This window comes from Bacillus sp. FSL R7-0166 (assembly GCF_038008935.1).
GTDB lineage: Bacteria > Bacillota > Bacilli > Bacillales > Bacillaceae > Bacillus > Bacillus altitudinis.
Genome location: NZ_JBBPAC010000001.1, coordinates 1,137,128 through 1,156,967, shown reverse-complemented (window position 1 = coordinate 1,156,967; position 19,840 = coordinate 1,137,128). Strand labels below are relative to the sequence as shown.

General features: G+C 41.6%; 22 protein-coding genes and 1 riboswitch. Of the genes, 6 read left to right on the top strand and 16 right to left on the bottom strand.

Translation table 11 applies throughout. The features are described 5' to 3' along the window. Window positions 1-33 precede the first annotated feature (33 nt). The 10 genes from NST01_RS05850 to NST01_RS05805 all read right to left on the bottom strand — a co-directional run bounded on the left by NST01_RS05850 (window position 34) and on the right by NST01_RS05805 (window position 8,942). Window positions 34-609 carry a CotO family spore coat protein gene (locus tag NST01_RS05850; RefSeq protein WP_079919100.1) on the bottom strand — a complete coding sequence of 192 codons (576 nt, stop codon included), beginning with the start codon at window positions 607-609 and terminating at the stop codon, window positions 34-36. 113 nt (window positions 610-722) lie between these two features. Further along, on the bottom strand, window positions 723-1,499 hold the full coding sequence (gene fabI, locus NST01_RS05845) for an enoyl-ACP reductase FabI (protein WP_003211867.1): 777 nt from the start codon (window positions 1,497-1,499) through the stop codon (window positions 723-725). Window positions 1,500-1,648: 149 nt separating this feature from the next. Continuing rightward, the gene (thiD, locus tag NST01_RS05840; RefSeq protein ID WP_341041648.1) at window positions 1,649-2,455 is read right to left on the bottom strand and encodes a bifunctional hydroxymethylpyrimidine kinase/phosphomethylpyrimidine kinase; all 807 of its coding nucleotides are present in this window, start codon (window positions 2,453-2,455) and stop codon (window positions 1,649-1,651) included. 17 nt (window positions 2,456-2,472) lie between these two features. Continuing rightward, window positions 2,473-3,486 carry a thiazole biosynthesis adenylyltransferase ThiF gene (locus NST01_RS05835; RefSeq protein ID WP_249476637.1) on the bottom strand — a complete coding sequence of 338 codons (1,014 nt, stop codon included), beginning with the start codon at window positions 3,484-3,486 and terminating at the stop codon, window positions 2,473-2,475. Then, window positions 3,483-4,250, bottom strand: coding sequence for a thiazole synthase (locus NST01_RS05830; protein ID WP_048003220.1), 768 nt, complete (start codon window positions 4,248-4,250; stop codon window positions 3,483-3,485). The genes NST01_RS05835 and NST01_RS05830 overlap by 4 nt, the downstream gene beginning before the upstream one ends. Window positions 4,251-4,254: 4 nt before the next feature. Continuing rightward, window positions 4,255-4,458, bottom strand: coding sequence for a sulfur carrier protein ThiS (gene thiS / locus NST01_RS05825; RefSeq protein ID WP_017367025.1), 204 nt, complete (start codon window positions 4,456-4,458; stop codon window positions 4,255-4,257). After that, window positions 4,455-5,567 carry a glycine oxidase ThiO gene (gene thiO, locus NST01_RS05820; protein WP_046527494.1) on the bottom strand — a complete coding sequence of 371 codons (1,113 nt, stop codon included), beginning with the start codon at window positions 5,565-5,567 and terminating at the stop codon, window positions 4,455-4,457. Before thiO ends, thiS begins: the two co-directional genes overlap by 4 nt. Then, a complete protein-coding gene (tenI, locus tag NST01_RS05815) occupies window positions 5,551-6,168 on the bottom strand; it encodes a thiazole tautomerase TenI (protein WP_046527495.1) in 618 nt (205 codons plus the stop codon). Before tenI ends, thiO begins: the two co-directional genes overlap by 17 nt. Next, entirely contained in the window at window positions 6,143-6,853 is a 711-nt protein-coding gene (gene tenA / locus NST01_RS05810) for a thiaminase II (RefSeq protein ID WP_046527496.1), read from the bottom strand. The genes tenI and tenA overlap by 26 nt, the downstream gene beginning before the upstream one ends. Window positions 6,854-6,931: 78 nt before the next feature. Further along, a riboswitch (TPP riboswitch) is annotated at window positions 6,932-7,041 on the bottom strand. Window positions 7,042-7,094: 53 nt separating this feature from the next. Further along, window positions 7,095-8,942 carry a monovalent cation:proton antiporter family protein gene (locus NST01_RS05805; RefSeq protein ID WP_046527497.1) on the bottom strand — a complete coding sequence of 616 codons (1,848 nt, stop codon included), beginning with the start codon at window positions 8,940-8,942 and terminating at the stop codon, window positions 7,095-7,097. Between the two features lie 160 nt (window positions 8,943-9,102). Between NST01_RS05805 and prpE the strand changes: the two genes are divergently transcribed. After that, complete coding sequence (gene prpE / locus NST01_RS05800; RefSeq protein ID WP_138825548.1) at window positions 9,103-9,846, top strand: bis(5'-nucleosyl)-tetraphosphatase PrpE; 744 nt, start codon at window positions 9,103-9,105, stop codon at window positions 9,844-9,846. Window positions 9,847-9,886: 40 nt separating this feature from the next. Here the strand turns inward: prpE and NST01_RS05795 are convergent, their stop codons facing one another. From NST01_RS05795 to NST01_RS05780, 4 genes are all read right to left on the bottom strand, one after another. Then, the gene (locus NST01_RS05795) at window positions 9,887-10,780 is read right to left on the bottom strand and encodes an RluA family pseudouridine synthase (RefSeq protein ID WP_175415476.1); all 894 of its coding nucleotides are present in this window, start codon (window positions 10,778-10,780) and stop codon (window positions 9,887-9,889) included. Between the two features lie 17 nt (window positions 10,781-10,797). Further along, window positions 10,798-11,598 carry an NAD kinase gene (locus NST01_RS05790; protein ID WP_008355343.1) on the bottom strand — a complete coding sequence of 267 codons (801 nt, stop codon included), beginning with the start codon at window positions 11,596-11,598 and terminating at the stop codon, window positions 10,798-10,800. Window positions 11,599-11,663: 65 nt separating this feature from the next. Beyond that, entirely contained in the window at window positions 11,664-12,293 is a 630-nt protein-coding gene (locus NST01_RS05785) for a GTP pyrophosphokinase (RefSeq protein WP_008348457.1), read from the bottom strand. Between the two features lie 33 nt (window positions 12,294-12,326). Then, window positions 12,327-12,692 (bottom strand): UPF0738 family protein, encoded by a 366-nt coding sequence (locus tag NST01_RS05780; protein ID WP_148780234.1) that lies wholly within the window; start codon window positions 12,690-12,692, stop codon window positions 12,327-12,329. A gap of 217 nt (window positions 12,693-12,909) precedes the next feature. Here NST01_RS05780 and NST01_RS05775 point away from each other — a divergent pair, with 217 nt between their 5' ends. From NST01_RS05775 to NST01_RS05755, 5 genes are all read left to right on the top strand, one after another. Further along, window positions 12,910-13,485, top strand: coding sequence for a CYTH domain-containing protein (locus NST01_RS05775; RefSeq protein ID WP_249476638.1), 576 nt, complete (start codon window positions 12,910-12,912; stop codon window positions 13,483-13,485). A 25-nt stretch (window positions 13,486-13,510) separates the two neighbouring features. Next, on the top strand, window positions 13,511-14,275 hold the full coding sequence (locus tag NST01_RS05770) for a lytic transglycosylase domain-containing protein (protein ID WP_008348461.1): 765 nt from the start codon (window positions 13,511-13,513) through the stop codon (window positions 14,273-14,275). A gap of 277 nt (window positions 14,276-14,552) precedes the next feature. Further along, entirely contained in the window at window positions 14,553-14,951 is a 399-nt protein-coding gene (locus NST01_RS05765) for a globin domain-containing protein (RefSeq protein ID WP_007499001.1), read from the top strand. Further along, window positions 14,948-15,859, top strand: a complete 912-nt coding sequence (locus NST01_RS05760; RefSeq protein ID WP_007499002.1) for a ClpXP adapter SpxH family protein — start codon at window positions 14,948-14,950, stop codon at window positions 15,857-15,859. The genes NST01_RS05765 and NST01_RS05760 overlap by 4 nt, the downstream gene beginning before the upstream one ends. Before the next feature lie 296 nt (window positions 15,860-16,155). Continuing rightward, window positions 16,156-16,329, top strand: a complete 174-nt coding sequence (locus NST01_RS05755; protein ID WP_008348466.1) for a hypothetical protein — start codon at window positions 16,156-16,158, stop codon at window positions 16,327-16,329. A gap of 234 nt (window positions 16,330-16,563) precedes the next feature. Here NST01_RS05755 and pepF read toward each other — a convergent pair whose 3' ends face one another. Continuing rightward, entirely contained in the window at window positions 16,564-18,390 is a 1,827-nt protein-coding gene (pepF, locus tag NST01_RS05750; RefSeq protein ID WP_283255578.1) for an oligoendopeptidase F, read from the bottom strand. A gap of 214 nt (window positions 18,391-18,604) precedes the next feature. Further along, window positions 18,605-19,765 carry a competence protein CoiA gene (locus NST01_RS05745; RefSeq protein ID WP_048003234.1) on the bottom strand — a complete coding sequence of 387 codons (1,161 nt, stop codon included), beginning with the start codon at window positions 19,763-19,765 and terminating at the stop codon, window positions 18,605-18,607. Window positions 19,766-19,840 lie beyond the last annotated feature (75 nt).

The following is a 19,840-nucleotide window of genomic DNA, read 5'->3' as shown; positions in this document are numbered from 1 at the left end:
AAAAGTCCCGTTATGGGACTTTTTTTATGTTCATTAAAAACCAAGTGGATGAATAGAAGAAATATCACCAATTGCTAATTCCACTGGATTACCGCCGCCTGCCGTGCGAATGACCACCATATTGTCTTTTCTCTCCATGATGATTCCTCTGTATGTTTTTCCATCGGCTTCAATGAGGCAAAGCGCTCTCGGCATATTATGCGGCAGACTTGTAAGAAAATCGACTTTCTCCTCGATATTCATTTGGCTTAACGGCTTCTTCACTCGTTTTCTTCTTGGTTCTTCTTTTGTTTCATGAAATACGCCTTCTGGTTGTTTTTCTTGTTCTTGTACTGGCTCTCGATTTTGTGAATCATCTTTTTCTTGATTGATCTCCTGCTCTTGCTGTAGCGCAGGCGGCTCTTCTTTTTTCTGCTTTACTTCCTGTGATATAGGTTCTTGCACGCTCTCTTCAATGGCATCCTCTTTGGCGCTTTTTTTGGTTTCTGAAGGTTTTTCTGACTTCTTTCGCTTTCTCACAATATTTTGCATGGCCGGCGCTGATTCATCATAGCTCGGCTGAACAATATACATAAGCGGCTTTTGATTCTCATCACCTTTATTTGACATACTGATCCCTCCCGAATGATTCATTCCTTATATATATGAGAGGACACCCCAAATCAGAAGAAAAATAAAAAACAGCATACCAGTGATTGGTATGCTGCAAATCAATTATTCGTTTAGCGGGCAATGATATGGAAGCCAGAATCAACATGAAGATTCTCACCTGTCATGCCGCGGGATAAATCACTGAATAAGAATAGTGCTGTATCGCCAACTTCTTCAGGAGTCGTTGTACGGCGAAGTGGTGCACGCTCTTCAATATCCTTCAGGATCGTATTAAAGCCGCTGATTCCTTTTGCAGATAACGTACGAATTGGACCAGCAGAAATGCTGTTCACACGGATGCCTTCCGCTCCAAGATCAGCTGCTAAGTATTTCACACTTGCTTCAAGGGCTGCTTTTGCTACACCCATGACATTGTAGTTAGAGACAACGCGCTCTCCGCCTAGGTAAGTAAGTGTGACAATGCTTCCGCCTTCTGTCATGAGCGGACGTGCTGCTTTTGCTACAGCTGTTAGTGAATAGGCACTAATGTTGTGCGCTAAAAGGAAACCTTCACGGTTCGTGTTCAAATATTCACCGACAAGCTCTTCTTTGTTCGCAAATGCAATCGCATGTGCAACACCATGGATGACTTGTACTTTTTCTTTAATCGTTGCAAAACATTTTTCGATTTCTTCATCACTTGTCACATCACAAGGAAGAATAATGGAATCATCACGCTCTAGCGTGCTTGCTAGCTCTTTCACTGATTCTGCCAGACGATCTCCAACATAAGTAAAAATCAAACGAGCTCCTGCTTCGTGAAGTGAACGAGCAATTCCCCAAGCGATGCTTCGTTTATTGGCAACACCCATCACCACAATATTACGGCCTTCTAAAGAAAAGTTCATATGTATTAAAGCCTCCTATTTTTTCAAGACATAGTATTAGTACCTGATCATAATCTTATCACAAATCATGAGATATTGACAATTTCCGTTGAAAGAAAGTTTTTATTTCAGTAAAAAGACCGTCCTCACAAGTGAAGACAGTCTTCTTTTTATGCTTTGACTCTGTTTTGCTGATAAGCAAAGTGGTTAGTCGGTCCGTGCCCAGCGCCAATATTCAGAGGAAATTTGATCGCCTCATGGACAAAGGTTTCTGCCGTTTCAAAGGCTTCCTTCATGGAATGACCTTTTGCTATTTCTGCCGTTAATGCCGCTGCAAATGTACAGCCTGTTCCGTGTGTATGTGGTGTATCAATATGTTCATTCGTGAGTTCAAAAAAGCTTTTTCCATCATACAAAATGTCTGTAATGAGGCCGTCTGAAGGACTATGACCTCCTTTGATCACAACATAGGACGTGCCAAGCTCATAAAGTCGTTCTGCTGCTCTATGGCGATCGTCTTTTGTCTGAATGCGCATGCCTGTCAGCACTTCTGCCTCAGGGAGATTCGGTGTGACTGCATAACTGACTGGTAGTAACTGTGTTTTCATAGCAGAGACCGCATCTTCATTTAATAAAGAAGCGCCGCCTTTGGCAATCATGACTGGATCGACAATTAGTTTCAAGTCATATTGCTTCGTCTTTTCAGCAACGACACTGATCATGTCGGCACTCCACAGCATCCCTGTTTTAGCGGCATCTGGCAACAAGTCTTCTGCTACTGCATCAATTTGACTTTCGAGTGCCTCGATAGACAGTGGATAAATACCGTGAACACCAAGTGTGTTTTGCGCTGTAATGGCCGTAATGGCGGACATTCCGTACACACCAAGCTCCTGAAAGGTTTTCAAGTCTGCTTGAATACCTGCTCCACCACCAGAATCAGTACCTGCGATGGTTAATGCTTTTTTAATCGTCATGTCATCTCACCCTCTCATTAGCCAATCCATTGATGATAAATCGTTCTCGCTTTCGCAATATCATTTGTCCCATGTACAAGCGCTCTGCCATCTTTGAATAAAACAAGCTTGTACTCATCCTTCTGACACGAAAGCAAATAAGGATTTTCCAGCACATCCATTCCTGCTTTCTTTAGCTGACGGGCTACTTCATGCAGCGCCGGGGGTGCCCCTAGTGCACTGCGAATTTGTACGGTATTTCGTCCACATAATACATCTGCTTTTGCTCTTTGATCATATGAGAGAAATGGATATGTCTTAAGACCGCAGCTTGGACATTGTTTCTTTTTTAAAGACGTAACGGATCGAATATCAGATCGCTCGTTTGTCCATAAATCAAACGATCTTAATACCGGTGTGATGTGGTGTCCTGTTAAAAGCTTCAGTGCATCCGCCACTTGATAGGCCGCAACCTGTTGCACAACTGGACTAATAATTCCTGCTGTATCACATGTCATGCCTTGTGCAGGTAAATGCTCAAGCAGGCAATGTAAACATGGTGTTTCACCAGGAATCACTGTGAATTGAATACCATAGCTTGCTACACAGGCCCCGTAAAGGAACGGAATTTGATGTTTGACGGCTGCATCGTTCGCAATCATTCTCACCTCAAAATTATCCGCTGCATCCACGATGATGGATGCCCCGCTGACGTACTCATCAATATTTTGAGCGTTCACGTCAATGACGATTCCTCTCACATGAACGTCACTGTTCACCTGCTTGAGTCTTTTCTCAGCAGCCACAGCCTTTGGCAACCGATCAAGAACATCTTGTTCTGTGTATAGCTGCTGACGCTGCAGGTTGCTCCATTCAATATAATCTCTATCCAAAATGGTGACAGATCCTACGCCGGCACGGACGAGCATTTCAGCACTCGCTGTTCCAAGTGCCCCAGCCCCAATAATGACGGCCTTTGAGGCATGTAGCCGTTTTTGTCCTTCTGTTCCAATCGGCCTAAACAGCTCTTGGCGTGAATAACGTGTGCTCAAAATGCTGGCATTCCTTCCTGCGGACTGCTGGCTGTTCCATAGTTTTTGAGTGGAATACGGCCTGCCTCGAAACCGAGTCTTCCAGATTCAATCGCCAGCTTCATCGCTTTAGCCATTTTCACAGGGTCCTTTGCGCCAGACACGGCTGTATTCAGTAATACAGCATCAGCGCCCAATTCCATCGCAAAAGCAGCATCCTTCGGCGAACCTACACCCGCATCAATAATAACTGGCACCTTTGCCTGTTCGATAATAAACGATAGATTCAGAGGGTTTAAAAGCCCTTGACCTGAACCGATTGGAGAAGCACCTGGCATAATGGCATGAACACCAAGTTCTTCTAATTTTCTTGCCAGCACCACATCATCTGACGTATATGGCAACACGATAAAGCCTTCTTCTAATAGCATTTCAGATGCTTTTAACGTTTCGACTGGATCTGGCAGAAGAGACCTTGAACAGCCAATGACTTCTACTTTGATCATGTCACACAGTCCAGAAGCTTTCGCTAAACGGGCAATCCGCACCGCTTCTTCCGCTGTACTTGCCCCGGCAGTATTTGGCAGCAATGTATAGGCTGATAAATCAAGCTGCTCTAAAAAATTGGGCTGTGATGGTTCAAATATGTTCATTCTTCGCACAGCAAAGGTCAAAATTTCAGCTTCTGATACGTTGACCGCCTCTTTTTGAACTTCAAATGATGGATACTTTCCTGTCCCTAGTAATAGTCTTGATGTAAATGTTTTTCCGCCAATGCGCAGCATGGTGTCATCCTCCTCCTACAAAGTGAACGATTTCAATCGTGTCATTTGGTTGAATTTTTACCTGTTGAAAGGCTTCTTTATCTATAATTTCTTGATTTTTTTCAACGATCACCACTCGGTTTTCAAGTTGATAGGCTGATAGCAGATCAAAAATCGTGCCATTTTCCTTATCGAAATCAACCATTCTTCCATTCAATTGAATTTTCATACGAACAATGCCTCCTTTCGCCCAATACGAAACGCATGAAGCCATTCCTTGTGAACAGACTCGCCCGCTATTAAGCCGCGAATGATTTCCCCCGTAATTGGCGCAAGTAAAATGCCATTTCGGTAATGTCCCGTTGCAAAAAGAATACGCTCGTCTTCTGGATGTTTTCCGATATAGGGGTGCCGGTCGCTTGTCGCTGGCCGAAGACCTGCCCAGCATTGATCAATCGGCATCTCTCGAATAGATGGCATGAGCTGAGATGCTTTGTGAATAACTGCTTCAATACCGCCAAGTGTCGGAACGGCCTGCCAGTCATTCGGTTTCATCGTTGCACCAATCACTAGCTTACCGCTATCCCTTTGAACGATATAACAATGATCATGATAGATGGTGTGTGCAAGCGCTGGACCGTTATTCCAAACAGACACGCATTCTCCTTTTACTGGATAGAGAGAATGTGATAACCCCAGTTCTTCTAAAAAACGGCCCGACCATACACCACTTGCTACAGTCAGATGATCACATGTGAAGATGCCTTTAGCTGTACTGACTGTCAATGTTTCTTTTCCCCTCTTCACATCGATAACAGGGGTAAACTCCTTCACATCCGCTCCGTGCCGAACAGCCGCCTGCCAAAAAGCCCTGCATACCGCATATGGCTCGACATGTACATCATCTTCTATCAATCCTGCTCCTAAGATGTCATCTGCAATTTGAGGCATACGTTCTTTTACGCTGCTTGCTTCAAGCCATTCAAATGTGGGCAAATGCTGCATCCGGCAAAGCGCACGCTTTTCTTGTTCTGTAAAAGCCACCTTCATAATCCCGCCCACTGATATCCGAATATCAATGCCCGATTCATGCTGAAGGTCGACTGTTAATTTTTCATATAAAGCCTGACTTTGTCTGCCTACTTGAAAGAAAATATCCTCATCACCTTCTCCTTCAGCATGTGCACCCAGCATGCCAGCAGCCGCACTTGTCGTTTGCTTCCCGATCTCATTTGCCTCAAATAAGACAATCTGCTTTCCTGCTTTTGCAAGGTGATAAGCGATCGACATCCCTATGATTCCACCACCAATGATTGCAACATCATAATGCTTGTTCATAAGGATTCTCCTTTCGCTTTTTAGAAAATGTTTGCGCCATTTTGCGCGGCTGAGGATGAGCAAAAATCCCCGACATGACGGCTATTCCTTTTAACTCAACATGCATCAATTCTGGCAATCGTTCTGGTGTGATTCCACCAATGACAACGACTGGAATGGACAGCTCAGAAGTCATTTCCTCCACAACCTTTATGCCTCTCGCCTGAAGTCCGGGTTTGCATGCGGTATCATACACGTGCCCAAACATGACATACTCTGCCCCGTTCTTCTCTGCTGCTTTGGCTTCTTCTATCGAATGAACCGATACCCCCGCATGGAGGTGAGGAAATTTTTGTCTTAATTCCTTTGGCGAAAAGCTGTGTCCTGGAAGATGAACCCGGTGAATATTGGTCAGCAGCGCAACGTCAACTCGGTCATTGATAATCAGCTTTTCTTTCGGAACACCTTCTGCTAGAAGTTGTTTCACGAGGTGAACCAGCTCACCTGCTGCCTTCGATCGTTCACGAATATGAATAAAGTCTACTTCAGACGCAATGTCTTTTATTTGCTTGATGAGCTCCCTGACAGGAAGCGTATCATTTGTCACTGCATGGAGTTCCATTTGCACCAACCCCATCTAAGCATGCTGTCTGCCACATTTCTTTTTCATACGCCATCTCCCAGAAATGGTATTCGTAATAGCTCGAAATCACGAAATTTTCTTTCATATTAGCCCGCACATGTTCTGGCGCTTTTTCTGCAAGTTCATTAAAACGGTTCACCTGTTCAAAAACAAGCTCTTTAAACCAATCCCCGCCATATGTCAAAATCCATTCTTGATAAATCGGATGGTCAGGAGTTGTTTGTTTCAGTTTTTCTCCTACCTCATAATAAAGCCAGTAGCACGGCAATAATGCGGCTAAAATTTCTTCAAAACGACCGCTTTTCACAGATCGGTACATATGCGAGGTATATGCATAAGCAGTTGGAGAAGGTTTAAAGTTTGCCAGCGCTTCATCAGAGATCTGGAGCAGTTCTGTGAACTTTCTATGCAGTGATAGCTCTGCTTCATACGTACCCTGCGCATGATATGCCATTCTGCCTGTCGTATGTAAGTCCTCACTAATGGCGGCTCCATACGACTGTACTTTTGCAAAATGAGTTAAATAGTACGAATCCTGCATCACATAATAAGTGAAACGATCGAGTGAAAGTGTGCCATCACCAATCCCTTTCACAAAAGGGTGTGTAAAGCTCCCATTCCACCATCTAGCTGCTGCTTCTTTACATTCGTTCGAAAATGTCATGTTCCTCTCCTCCTGTTTTTCCATATAAAAAAACCACTTTCCGCGTGGAAAGTGGTTTGGAATTTGTAAAAAGCATAGTCAAACACCGCACCACTTCCCTACGCAGGTATGAACCTGTTCAGGTAATGAGGGTCTAAAAGTCTACACTTTTATCTCAGCCCTTTTAAAGGACTCCCCTAGTGGATCAAACATATATTGTTGTACCTCTATCTTAATCAGGATTTGTTCATCGGTCAAGGGTTCATTGCAACTCTAATTGGGCTCTAAGTCCTGCCACATACTCCCGGGAGCCAGACACAAGCACGCGGTCACCGCTTCTAAGCGTCGTATCCCCATGCGGTACTAAGCTGTCAATTCCTCTAAAAATACGGACAAACACCAAATCGCCGGTAAAAGGAAATTCCCTCAGCATGACATTATGATACCGATGATTGTTCATTTGAATTTGATACAAAGAAGAATCCTCATTTGTTAACAAGCGAATCGCATCAGGTGCTTCAATCAATGCCCTCAGCACCGTTTTAGATGATAAGAAGTTAGAAAAGGTATCGATCCCTGCTTCCTTTAATGTCAGCTCGGCTTCCGCTTTGTTAACACTTGCAATGACTTGTTTAGACCCTTCTTCTTTTGCAAATAAAGCAATTTCCTTATTTTTCGTTTCACTGCCTGTAGCCACAACGAGCACATCCTCTTGCCCAATGCCAGCCTGCCTGAGCGTATCATCGTCATATTGTTCAATCGCTTCAACTTCAAAGATGGAGTCAGCAAGCAAGGCTTCTTTATTTTCCTGAAAGACGTGTAAAATACGGATGTCATATTCATCCTGATGCAAATCAAGCGTCACAGGTAACGTCAGCTGATTCGCTCCAATAAACGTCACACGCTTTTTATGATTGGTTTCACGTTCTTGTTTAAATAACGCCTTAAACCAAACAGGCGTTAAAATACTCGTGAGCACAGCGACTAGAATGAGGGCTCCTGACATTTTATGATCAATGACACCAAGCCGCTCACCAATCGTTGCAGCCGCAATAACTAGGGATAACGTCGAGGTTAATAAAAAACCAGAACCAATGACCTTTTTCATGTCATACCATTTTTTTAAATAAAGAATCGGAACGAGTTTACTAAGCAATAATGCAATAAACAGTAGCGGAATCATGATCATGATGGTTGGATCTTTAAAGAGTGACCATATATTCAGGTCCACACCGACCATCACAAAAAAGATCGGAATTAAAAATCCATAGCCAAATGAGTCCAGCTGCTGTACGAGTTCTTTATTAGGCGAAAGAAGAGACACAAGCACACCTGCTAAAAAAGCCCCCAGAATATTTTCAGCACCGAGTGATTCAGATAAGGCAACTAAGACTATAATGAGAGTAAAGATGGCTCTTGTCCCAATTTGCACCGTTCCTTTTGACATGGACTGAAAAATGGACTTTGTCTTAAATACCCGGCCAAATAAATAAAGAAGAATACCTGCCGCAAATAATAATAAGAGCAACCACATGTTCCCTGTTCCATCGCCATAAATGGAGGAAAACACAGCAAGTAAAATCATTGTCACCAAATCAGCAATGACGGCTACAAGCAAAATGATTTGACCAATATTCGTTTGCATCAACTTTTCCTCTTTTAAGGTAGGAACTACCACACCCAATGAGATGGTGGAAATAATAAGCGTCATTAAAAAGGCATTTTGAATAAATCCTGCAAGGACAAACGCATAAGACAGGATAAAGGACATACAAAATACGCCAACAAAAATAATGGTTGCTGTTTTAAATGTATTCGGTTCTTTTAATCCATTTGGTAGTTCTCGCGCTTTCTTCTTTGATTCAAAAGAAGAAAAATCTATTTCAAGTCCACTTAAAAACATAAGAAAAATAAAACCTAGCATGGATAACGTATCTAGCCATGCGTCGTGTTCAACAACTAGTTGAAGACCGCTTTTTCCAATGATGAGCCCCATGATGATTTCAGCGACAACGACCGGGATGGTCAGCTTAAATCGGTGCAATAAAATGGGGGTGAAAAAGGCTACAATAATAACGACAACGAGTGATGAAACAGATGTATGCTCCATTGGCTAAAGCCTCCTAACATTCATGTTTAATTTTTAAGTTTTACGTTAAAGCATTGATTCTAACAATTGCCCAAATGAAATGAAAGCCATTCGTTATATTTTCTAAAATTCAAACTTCTTTATATCCGATAAATGGATGAAAAAATCAGGAGGAACCTTTATGAAATTCGATATCATCGGCGATATCCACGGCTGCTACGAAGAGCTGCTTACCCTCATACACAAACTAGGATACGAACTCAAACACGGACTACCTGTCCACCCTGATAAGAGAACACTGGCCCTTGTTGGTGATTTAACAGACCGCGGCCCTCGATCAGTTGCCGTGATGCAATTTGTCATACACGCCTATTCTAAGGGTGCCATCCGCTATGTGCCTGGCAACCACTGTTTTAAGCTGTATCGCTATTTGAAAGGAAATCCCGTAAAATTACTGCACGGCATTGAAACAACGGTGAACGAAATCAAAAACCTGCCGCATGATGAACAAACCATTTTATCACGTGAATTTAAACATTTATTTGAAAAGGCACCGCTTTATGATGTACTGATTCCGAATGAACTGATCATTGCACACGCAGCAATGAAGGAAAAGGATATTGGCAAAAAACCGAACAAACAGATGAGGTCTTATCTATTATTTGGAGCAGTCACCGGAGAAACATGGCCAGACGGTCGACCTGTCAGGAAGGACTGGGCAAAGGAATATCACGGAAAACCATGGATTGTGTACGGGCATACACCCGTAAAAGCACCAAGATTTATCGGTAGAACGGTTAACATTGATACAGGCTGCGTCTTTGGCCACAAGCTCTCTGCCCTTAGATATCCAGAGCTTGAGACAGTATCTGTTCCTTCATCTATGCCATTTGATGATTCAAGATTTCAGCATTTCACGCAATAAAAAACCCGGTCCACCATGACAGGTGACCGGGTTTACTTGTTTACTGAAGCAATAATGTCATATCATCCGGCAAAGGAGCCGAAAAGGTCATGGACTCCCCTGTTATCGGATGCGGAAAAACAAGGGTTTCACTATGAAGTGCCTGCCTGCCTATTCTCTCGCTTGTTCCACCATATAGCGTATCTCCAACAAGCGGATGACCTAGGAATTGCATGTGAACACGAATTTGATGAGTTCTTCCCGTTTCAAGGGTAAGGGACACATCAGACATATCTAAATGAGTATGTACCGCCCGCACCGTATAATGTGTTACGGCTTCCTGACCAGATTCATCCACCATTCGTTCAATAATGCTGTCCCCTTTTCGAGCAATTTTTGCTCTAATTGTTCCTTCCTTTTGCGTGATCATGCCATGTGTCATGGCTCTATATGTTCGCTTGACTTCCCCTTTTTTCTGCGCCTTTGATAAAAGGCTGTGTGCAAAGCGATGTTTAGCGACTAACATGACACCAGAAGTATCACGATCAAGACGGTTCACCAAGTGGACAGTCAGTCGAACGGACTGCTTAGCATAATGGTGAAGCAACCCATTTGCAATACTATGCTCAGGGTGCTCTCGAGAAGGAATCGATGGGATATATGGCTTTTTATTCAGCACAAGCACGTGCTCGTCCTCAAATAAAATATCAAGCGGAATGGCCGCAGGTTTTAGCCCTTCACTCACTTTTTCCTCGGGAAATAAAATGGTGAGCCTGTCTCCCTCGCGCAGCTCATATCTCACGGTCACATGCTCTCCATTAATCAGAAGGTCACCGCCATCAAATTTAATATCTGTCAGCATTCGTTTTGAAATGCCAAGATCGATTAAGTAGTCCTTCAGCAGCCTGCCTTCTTCTTTGGCTGATATGGTTTTGTTTATCTTAAAGTATTCCAGCGAGAACAACCTCTTTCTTATTCTCCTTTGCCGATAAAGGAATCTTGCACCCTTTTCCAAAACGGAAATGGTCTAAATCGGGCAAACCGGACATTCTCGTCTGCCACTCGGCATTGAATGGATTTCACATCTTTATGCAGCAGCGACAAATGATCTATCGTCACCTGAAAATCCACATCATTAATCGGTTTGATCACACACGTATGGTGGTCCGGCAAAATGAGCGGCGAACCGACCGTTCTAAACACTCTGTTGTTGATTGAAGCCATTTCTGCCAGCTGGATCGCCCTAATGGATGGGTGAATAATAGCCCCGCCAAGTGCCTTATTATAGGCTGTACTGCCAGATGGTGTAGACAAACAAAGACCATCTCCTCTGAATGTTTCAAAAAGCTGACCCCTAATCTCAACATCTGCCACAAGTGTACCTTCCATACTTTTAATCGTACATTCATTCATTGCTAAATATTTTTCTTCCCGGCCCCCATCGTTGTACCTGACGATGACTTCAAGAATCGGATATTCCACAATATGATAAGGCGTTTTGGCAATGGCTAACACAAGCTTTTCAATTTCACTCGGGACCCAGTCCGCATAAAAACCAAGATGGCCTGTATGTACGCCGACAAAAGCGGTTTCGTTTAGACGGTTACTATACCGGTGAAAAGCGTATAAAAGGGTTCCGTCTCCGCCAACTGTAATGACGAGATCGGGTTCCTCTTCATTTAATTCCATTCCAAAATCCAATAAGTAGGTCTGTATTTTATTTTTAAGTGTGTCAGATACAGAATTCCCTTTCGAAGAAACTGCAAATTTCATGAATTCTTCTCCTTTTCCACCTTGCTGCTATGAGAGGGCAGCATCATATTTGATCAAGCTTAGGCTCAGCTATCGTTTTTCTTTTTCCGGGAAAATGCCACTTGCGCTTCTTGAATTTCCCCTCTGATTTCAGACATCTCATCATCAAGAAGAGATGCTGCCTCAGAAGCTCTTTGAAGGCGCTGCTTGACCTTCTCCGGGATATTCCCGCTATATTTATAATTCAGAGAATGCTCGATGGTCGCCCAAAAATTCATGGCTAATGTACGGATTTGGATTTCGACGAGGAGCTGCTTCTCTCCATTGATCGTTTGCAGCGGATATAACACAACAAGGTGGTACGAGCGGTATCCGCTTTCTTTATGTTCTGCAATATAGTCGCGTTTATCTACTACCACGAAATCTTTTCGTGACTGAAGCATTTTCTTGACGACTTGTATATCTTCTACAAATTGGCACATAATGCGAAGCCCTGCAATATCCTGCATCGTTTCAATCTCATGCATCGGGATGTTTTTACGCTTTGCCTTTTCCAATATGCTGGCAACGGGTTTCACTCGGCCAGTGACAAATTCGACTGGTGAATGGTCATCCTCAAATTCATACAGTTTTCGAATGCCTTTTAGTTTCACTTTTAATTCTTCGACTGCTTGCTTATATGGTGCGAGGAATTGATCCCATTGTTTTTTGTCCATGAAACTTCCCCCAATTCCAAATACCTAATTATTTCAGAGGAATGTGCTCTTCACTTTCTCTTCCATATCTCCGTAATTGGCATTGTCTTTAATATTGTCGATTAAATAGTTTAATTCCTGATGAAGTTGAATGAGTTCTAGTGTTTGCTCTTCCGCCGCCAAATAGACAGGGATTTCAAGATTCATTGCTTCTTTTAATGGAGCCCATGTATGTTCTCCTAAAATAAGATACGTAAAAGACTCCTCAGTCTCAAGTATGTAAACGAACGCAAAGTGATCAGAATCAACAAGCATTTGTCCTGATGCTTTTGCTTTTTGAATTTGCTCATCTGACTGGACCGTCAAGATCAGCCTGTCTTCTTTTAAAGTTGCTTCTGTGATTTCAATTCTGTTTTGCATCATGATCTCCTTTACAACAAAGTACAGCTTTATTTTATCATATCAAGTTCAATATTGATAAACCGAACTTTTTGAGAAAATTTGATTTCTCCATTTCGTTGTTCATTTTGCCTCATTTAGCATCTATATACGTCTCTTTTTAAGGAATAAATAAGAAAAAAAGAAGCTTTTCATGTACAATAATCATATTTCCTCTAAATGAAAGGTTGATGTCAAAATGGCACAGGAAATTGAGATAGAACTAAAACAATTATTAATGAAAGAAGAATTTGAACAGTTAAAAGAATATTTTCAATTAAAGGACGAGGACTTCCACACTCAAACCAACTATTATTTTGATACACCTCAATTTGATATAAAATCCAAATTCGCTGCATTACGAATGAGAGAAAAAGGCGGGCAGTGGGTTCTCACATTAAAGGAACCGCATAAGATCGGCCTTTTGGAAACTCACCAAACGATCGATCCTCCCGCAAGTCTTGAACATTTCCATCTGCCAGAAGGTGAAGTGGCAGACAGATTAGTAAACCTTCACATCCAAAAGGATCAAATCGTGTATTTTGGTTCACTGGAAACGTCAAGAGCAGAAAAAATGACCAAAGAAGGCTTAATTGTTTTGGATCACAGCCGATATTTAACAGTAGAGGACTATGAACTTGAATTTGAAGTGAGCGATTTAGACATTGGACAAGCCGCTTTCACAGCATTGCTTCAGCAATTTCAGATCCCACCAAGACACACGAAAAACAAAGTCGTACGTTTTTATGAAGAAAAAATGAAAACAAAAGAATAGATGAATTCCTTGAAGGAGGAACATGATGAACGTCAATCAACTTCAATCCTTTATGCAGCTTCAAGCACTCAAAACGTTACAATCTGATAATGGACAAACACAACTCACAGCTGGACAAGAATCAAGCGCTGAGACTTCATTCCAGTCGCTGTTGCAAGATTTTTTAGGCGGTTCAGAATTATCTCGTCTCCCGCTTTCCATTTCTGCTTTTATGGGGTCGGACCCATCAACGTCTCCGAACACGCAATATGCACGAATGAACCCATATTTATCTGCGATAGCAGGCAGTGAACAGCTTCAATCTCAGTCTCTTTATGCAAATGACAGCCAATTGAATACCGCAAATGGTATTGGAAACGTCTTAAACAATAGCTACACACCGCCGCTTCAAAAAGCTGTTTCAGGCTCTTCATCAAAAGAGATTAATCAGATCGTCTCACAAATGGCTCAAAAGCACGGAGTTCCAGAAAAGCTGATCCACGCAGTGATCAAGCAAGAATCCGGTTATCGCACGAATGCTGTCAGCCATGCAGGTGCACTTGGACTGATGCAGCTTATGCCGTCTACGGCTAAATCACTTGGCGTGAACAATGCCTTTGATGCAGCCCAAAACATTGAAGGCGGAACGAAGTATTTAAAACAAATGCTGCAAAAATATAATGGAAATGTCTCACTCGCCTTAGCCGCTTATAACGCAGGCTCAGGGAATGTAGATAAGTACGGAGGCATTCCTCCATTTAAAGAAACACAAAATTATGTAAAGAAAATCACAGCTCAATATTTCGCCTAAACCGAAGAGAATAACCTCTTCGGTTTTTTGTATGTCGCTTTTCACCCTTTTTTGACTGAATGTGTTATGATATGGTCAATCGAACACGGAACCTGTCTCCCTCACTTTTCCCAAAGGACCAAAGCGGTTTGTTTGTGGAATTGAGTAGAGGTTGTTAAAATAAGTATACAAGAATAGAAACAACAAAATAGAACAAACTGAATATCACTTTTGAAATACATGAAATTCGCAATAGGGTGAGCCATCCTATTAGCTACGAGTTAAAGGAGTAGTCAACATGGTACAATCGTTTAACGCACCTTACGAAGCGGTTGGAGAGGAACTTCTATCGCAACTTGTTGATACTTTTTATGAAAATGTAAAGTGTCATCCTTTGCTTCATCCTATTTTCCCGGATGACTTAAAAGAAACAGCAAGAAAACAAAAACAGTTCTTAACTCAATATTTAGGCGGACCGCCGCTTTATACTGAGGAGCATGGTCACCCAATGCTACGGGCGAGACATCTCCCTTTTCCGATTACTGAGGAGCGGGCGGACGCATGGCTTGAATGCATGGAGGATGCAATGGATCAAGTAGGACTAACCGGCGATATTCGTGACTTTTTATTTGAGCGACTGTCTTTGACGGCTCGTCACATGGTCAACCAAATACCTGAAAAGGACGGACGATCTTGAGCTGCAATCCGCATGAGCAATATTTCTCACATTGTCACGGACATCCTCAAAAGCCGATTGAAATCTATGTATTCATTGATCCTCTCAGCCCGGACTGCTGGTTATTAGAGCCATCAATTAAAAAGTTGAAAATGAAATATGGCCGTTTCTTCACTTTACGAACGGTTACAAGTTCTAGTATTAATGCTTTGAACCGGAAACGAAAAAAACATTTGCTAACCGAAGCGTGGGGGAAATTTGCCACGAAAACTCAGACCAAAAAAGAACAAATGCTGTCTGAACAAATTGTGACATCACCTTATCTCGCCTCTCTTGCATTAAAAGCAGCTGAACTTCAAGGCAGAAAATGCGGAATGAAATTTTTACGACTCATTCAAGAATCGCTTTTTTGCCATCAGCAGGACGTCACCAGTGAACAAGTCTTGCTAGAAAATGCAAAAACGGCTGGACTGGACATTGAAGAGTTCCAGCGAGATATCCATTCTCAAAGTGCTGTCAAAGCGCTCCAATGTGATATGAAAATCGCAGCTGAAATGGATGTGTCTGAGCTTCCCACTTTCGCCTTTTTTAATACGATCAATGGTGAAGAAGGATTAAAGATTTCAGGTGCATATTCTTACGATATTTACGAGGAAATTCTCTTTGAAATGATTGGCGAAAAACCAACACCTTCAGAACGACCGCCAATTGAATGGTTTATCGCTTACTTTCAATTTGCATCAGCAAAAGAAATTGCCGTTGTATATGACCTGACCCTTGAAGAAGTTGAACGCGAGATGAAAAAGCTCGCATTTGCTAAAAAGGTAGAACGTGTACAAGTACATCAAGAAATGTTTTGGCGTTATACAGAAGGAGACAATCATTCAGATCTTGATGTCTACCGCTGTGAGAATGAACATGGGTGCTGACCCATGTTTTTTCTTTATCCCTAAAAAGAACACTTGTTCTATTTATAAGTACGAAGAAACCGCGCCGGGATAAGCGCGGTTTCACTATGTCTTAACGACAACAAAGGGGATGGGAGAAATTTTTCACGGTCAAACAAAGGGGTAATGTTTGTATGTGATTAATTTCACATCTGTAGTATATCAAATTTTGTCGACTTATGACAACCGATATACTATATGTTCATATTTTTGTCACAAAACATAAGAGGACTGTCACTTTCATATAGTGAAAGTAACAAAAAAATGGGGGGATCTGCATGCGCAGCACAACCATTGGACTTGTTGCCATTGGCTTATGTTTCTGTTTAAATATATTAGGCTTAATGAAGATGCTGCCTCTATACCTGACATCTCCACTCCTATTCGCTTCCATTCTCTTTACACTCTATCGAATGAATCACCGAAAAACCTTCAAAGGATTTAAAGCGTAACAATTGAATGTACAAACCTCGTTCATATAGACGAGGTCTATCGTGTAGGCAAACCCTCGCATTCGGTGTCAGTCGTCCTGCGTGCAAAGGTTTTCTATCACGCTAAAAAGAAGTCAAAGGGCTAAAATCAAGTTCATCTTAGCCCTTTGTCAACAATCTGGTCTTTTTTATTTCAAGAAAAAACTCCTGCCAAAAGGTGAGTTTGCACTCACACACCTGACAGAAGTCTTCTCGTTACTCACCAGTCTTTGAGATGAGCTCTTCCATTTCCTTTAATTTTTCTTCAAACAATTGACATGCTGCCTCAATTGGTTCTTTTGATGCCATATCTACACCAGCTTTTTTCAGCACGTTAATTGGATAGTCAGAGCTTCCTGCTTTAAGGAAGTCTGTATAGCGCTCCACTGCAGGTTTCCCTTCTTCTAAAATTTGTTTACTTAATGCCTGAGCCGCACTATAGCCTGTCGCATATTGATACACATAATAGTTGTAATAGAAATGCGGAATTCGGGTCCATTCTAATCCGATTTCCTTATCCACAACCATACCGTCGCCAAAATACTTCTTATTCAGGTCGTAATACAGGTTCGTCATAAACTCTGGCGTTAATGCCTCCCCTTCTTGCGCTTTCACATGAATCAGGTGCTCGAACTCTGCAAACATCGTTTGTCTGAATACCGTCCCTCTAAATCCTTCTAACAAGTGATTGAGCACATACAAGCGCTGCTTTTTGTCCTCTAAATGATTGAGTAAGTATTCACCTAGTAATGCTTCGTTTGTTGTAGAAGCTACTTCCGCTACAAAAATGCTGTAGTTTCCGTACGGATATGGCTGATGCTTTCTTGTATAGTAGCTATGAACAGAGTGACCAAATTCATGAGCCAGCGTAAATAAATTATCAATATTATTTTGCCAGTTCATTAAGATATAAGGATTCGTACCATAGCTTCCAGAAGAATACGCGCCGCTTCGTTTCCCTTTATTCTCATAAACGTCTACCCAGCGATTTTCGAGTCCCTCTTTTAATACCGAAACATATTCTTCTCCTAATGGCGCTAACCCTTTCAGCATATAATCCTTTGCTTGGTCATAGGTCAGCTTCATGCCAGCATCTTTTACTAATGGTGTATACAAGTCATAATTGTGCACTTCATCAAGCTTTAATACCTTTTTACGCAATTCAATGTAGCGGTGTAATAAGGGTAAATATTGATGAACTGTATCAATTAGATTGTCATACACTTCTTCAGGAATACTGTTGCGTGATAGCGCTGCTTCTCTTGCAGATTTGTAATGACGTACTTTCGCATAAAAATTATCCTTTTTAATCGAGCCGCTGAGTGTAGACGCCAAAGTATTCTTATATTGATCATACGTTTTATAAACGGCTTTAAAAGCATTCTTTCTCACTTCACGATCATCACTGTTTAAAAAAGTAATGAAGTTGCCATGAGTAATTTTCTTTTCTTCTCCATTTTCATCCTTAACAGAAGGGAACGAAATATCTGCATTATTAAACATACTAAACGTAGTGGATGATGTTGATAAAGGTTCAGAGGCTTCAGCTAATAAAGCTTCTTGCTCCTCACTTAAAATATGCGGACGCTCTTTGTTAATTTCTTCGAGAGCGTGAGAATAAAGTTTTAATTCTTCTTTTTCCAAAATAAATTGCTGCAGCTTATCTTCTTGAATAGATAAAATCTCCGGAACAATATAGGCAGATGTACTAGACAGCTGTGTAAATAAATTGGATGCTTTATCATTTAAAGCCTGAAATGATGAATTTGTTGTATCTTCATCATATTTCATATGCGCATATGTATAAAGCTTGCCAAGCTTTTCAGAAAGTTGATCCTGAAATGTTAGGGCTTCATACAAGACATCAGCAGAATGGGCCAGCTTGCCTTTAAATTGGGCGAGCTTCGGAATTTCTTTTTTTACAGCTTCGAATTCCTTATTCCAAGAATCGACACTTTCAAAAATATCTTCAAGGCGCCATTTGTTTTCTTCTTTTACTTCGCTTCTGTCTGGTAAATGATTGTTGTTATTTTGTGAAGTCATATGAATCCCCCTTGCATGAGTTGTGTTGAACCAACCTTTCGGAAAGTGAAAGAAATTGGTGTTGTATTTATCTTCTTTGTTTTGAACTATGTTTGTCAAATCATATGCAGAAATAAATACCAAACAAACTAAAAAAATGAGAAAAAAGCGTTTCTTTCTATTCAATAGCAGCACCACCTTTTTCTTATCATGATCAAAGTGGGCATGAAACATGCTAATGAAATAAGAAAGCATCTCGTTTTATCGCTTCATCTGCTGTTCGTATAGGCTTTTGATTCGACGTTACTTGATAATTACCCTCTTTCGTCATGTATAAAAACCCTAGTTTCACAAGCGCCCGTACATATGAAATGATCACCTCTTTGATTTCTTCTATTGTGACATTGGTATATCGGAGCTTCACTTCTTTATTCTGGACACATCGCTCAATTTCTTTTAAAAGAAGATGAATGGTCACTTGTTCTTTTCCCGTTCGAACCATCCAATCATAAAGACATCCTTGCCACACATAAACAGGGCTTGAAAAGATATATGCTTCTGTCAGGGGGATAAATAGTTCTGTCGGTAGAAATGGCCATGCTGTTTGATGATGCTCATAAAATATGGTTCTTAAACGCTTGCTTTCATTTGCTAAAATTTGGGGTGGCCGCTCCCTAAATTGCCGAATACACTTGAGCCACTCTTTATACAATTGATGATTGCTCGAGGAAACAGATAAGAGTGCTGGTAGTTGGCGATAAGCTGAAGGCGGTCTAACGGTCATTGAGGCACATATTTTCGTTGGCTGAAACACGAGAAGTTGATCCAGGTGGATGAATCTATTTTGGATCGGACAATAAAAAATGAGTCTCCTATTCTTTGACTGCCTTAAAATTCCCCAATGAATGGAGGAGAATGAAAAGAGCTGGCCAGCCATTCGTTTTAAACGATTCGCCCCTATGATCCATATAGGATAGAGCCCCGCAGCACGGAGACCTTCCGTTCGTTTATGTAGCTCTTTCCACGAAATATTTGCACATTGAAATTCGATGGCATAGCTTTTATTTTCTATAGCAACGGTCACATCAGGGCGCTGCTGAATGTTTGAAACATACTTCTCTAGTAACGGCTCATATCCAAGCTGTGTGAGCCAATCCTTAAGAGCAATCTTCCCTGCCTGATGATAAGCTGTTTCACCGGTGGACGCTAATGGACATGCCGAGAGCTGTTTATGTGCAAAATGATGGACACGATGCTCACCTAGCTTTAATAGAACCTCCTGCCTACATTCAGGACAGTAAAATTTGCACGTAGCTCTTACATGCTCTAGCCGCCTTTTAGTCAGATGTTGTGTGATGCGAATCAGCTTGCCATTCTCCATGATTGCTGCATTCATATATTTCGCCCCTTGCTCTTTGATGACCGTATTATAGCTTTTTCTCTCATCAGGAAGCGAATATCGAAAATGAAT

Bases quoted from the DNA above. Each gene is read 5' to 3' on its own strand.
- NST01_RS05850 (WP_079919100.1), bottom strand. From the start codon at position 609: ATGTCAAATAAAGGTGATGAGAATCAAAAGCCGCTTATGTATATTGTT.
- fabI (WP_003211867.1), bottom strand. From the start codon at position 1,499: ATGAACTTTTCTTTAGAAGGCCGTAATATTGTGGTGATGGGTGTTGCC.
- thiD (WP_341041648.1), bottom strand. From the start codon at position 2,455: ATGACGATTAAAAAAGCATTAACCATCGCAGGTACTGATTCTGGTGGT.
- NST01_RS05830 (WP_048003220.1), bottom strand. From the start codon at position 4,250: ATGCTGCGCATTGGCGGAAAAACATTTACATCAAGACTATTACTAGGG.
- thiS (WP_017367025.1), bottom strand. From the start codon at position 4,458: ATGAAAATTCAATTGAATGGAAGAATGGTTGATTTCGATAAGGAAAAT.
- thiO (WP_046527494.1), bottom strand. From the start codon at position 5,567: ATGAACAAGCATTATGATGTTGCAATCATTGGTGGTGGAATCATAGGG.
- tenI (WP_046527495.1), bottom strand. From the start codon at position 6,168: ATGGAACTCCATGCAGTGACAAATGATACGCTTCCTGTCAGGGAGCTC.
- tenA (WP_046527496.1), bottom strand. From the start codon at position 6,853: ATGACATTTTCGAACGAATGTAAAGAAGCAGCAGCTAGATGGTGGAAT.
- NST01_RS05805 (WP_046527497.1), bottom strand. From the start codon at position 8,942: ATGGAGCATACATCTGTTTCATCACTCGTTGTCGTTATTATTGTAGCC.
- prpE (WP_138825548.1), top strand. From the start codon at position 9,103: ATGAAATTCGATATCATCGGCGATATCCACGGCTGCTACGAAGAGCTG.
- NST01_RS05790 (WP_008355343.1), bottom strand. From the start codon at position 11,598: ATGAAATTTGCAGTTTCTTCGAAAGGGAATTCTGTATCTGACACACTT.
- NST01_RS05785 (WP_008348457.1), bottom strand. From the start codon at position 12,293: ATGGACAAAAAACAATGGGATCAATTCCTCGCACCATATAAGCAAGCA.
- NST01_RS05780 (WP_148780234.1), bottom strand. From the start codon at position 12,692: ATGCAAAACAGAATTGAAATCACAGAAGCAACTTTAAAAGAAGACAGG.
- NST01_RS05775 (WP_249476638.1), top strand. From the start codon at position 12,910: ATGGCACAGGAAATTGAGATAGAACTAAAACAATTATTAATGAAAGAA.
- NST01_RS05770 (WP_008348461.1), top strand. From the start codon at position 13,511: ATGAACGTCAATCAACTTCAATCCTTTATGCAGCTTCAAGCACTCAAA.
- NST01_RS05765 (WP_007499001.1), top strand. From the start codon at position 14,553: ATGGTACAATCGTTTAACGCACCTTACGAAGCGGTTGGAGAGGAACTT.
- NST01_RS05755 (WP_008348466.1), top strand. From the start codon at position 16,156: ATGCGCAGCACAACCATTGGACTTGTTGCCATTGGCTTATGTTTCTGT.
- pepF (WP_283255578.1), bottom strand. From the start codon at position 18,390: ATGACTTCACAAAATAACAACAATCATTTACCAGACAGAAGCGAAGTA.
- NST01_RS05745 (WP_048003234.1), bottom strand. From the start codon at position 19,765: ATGAATGCAGCAATCATGGAGAATGGCAAGCTGATTCGCATCACACAA.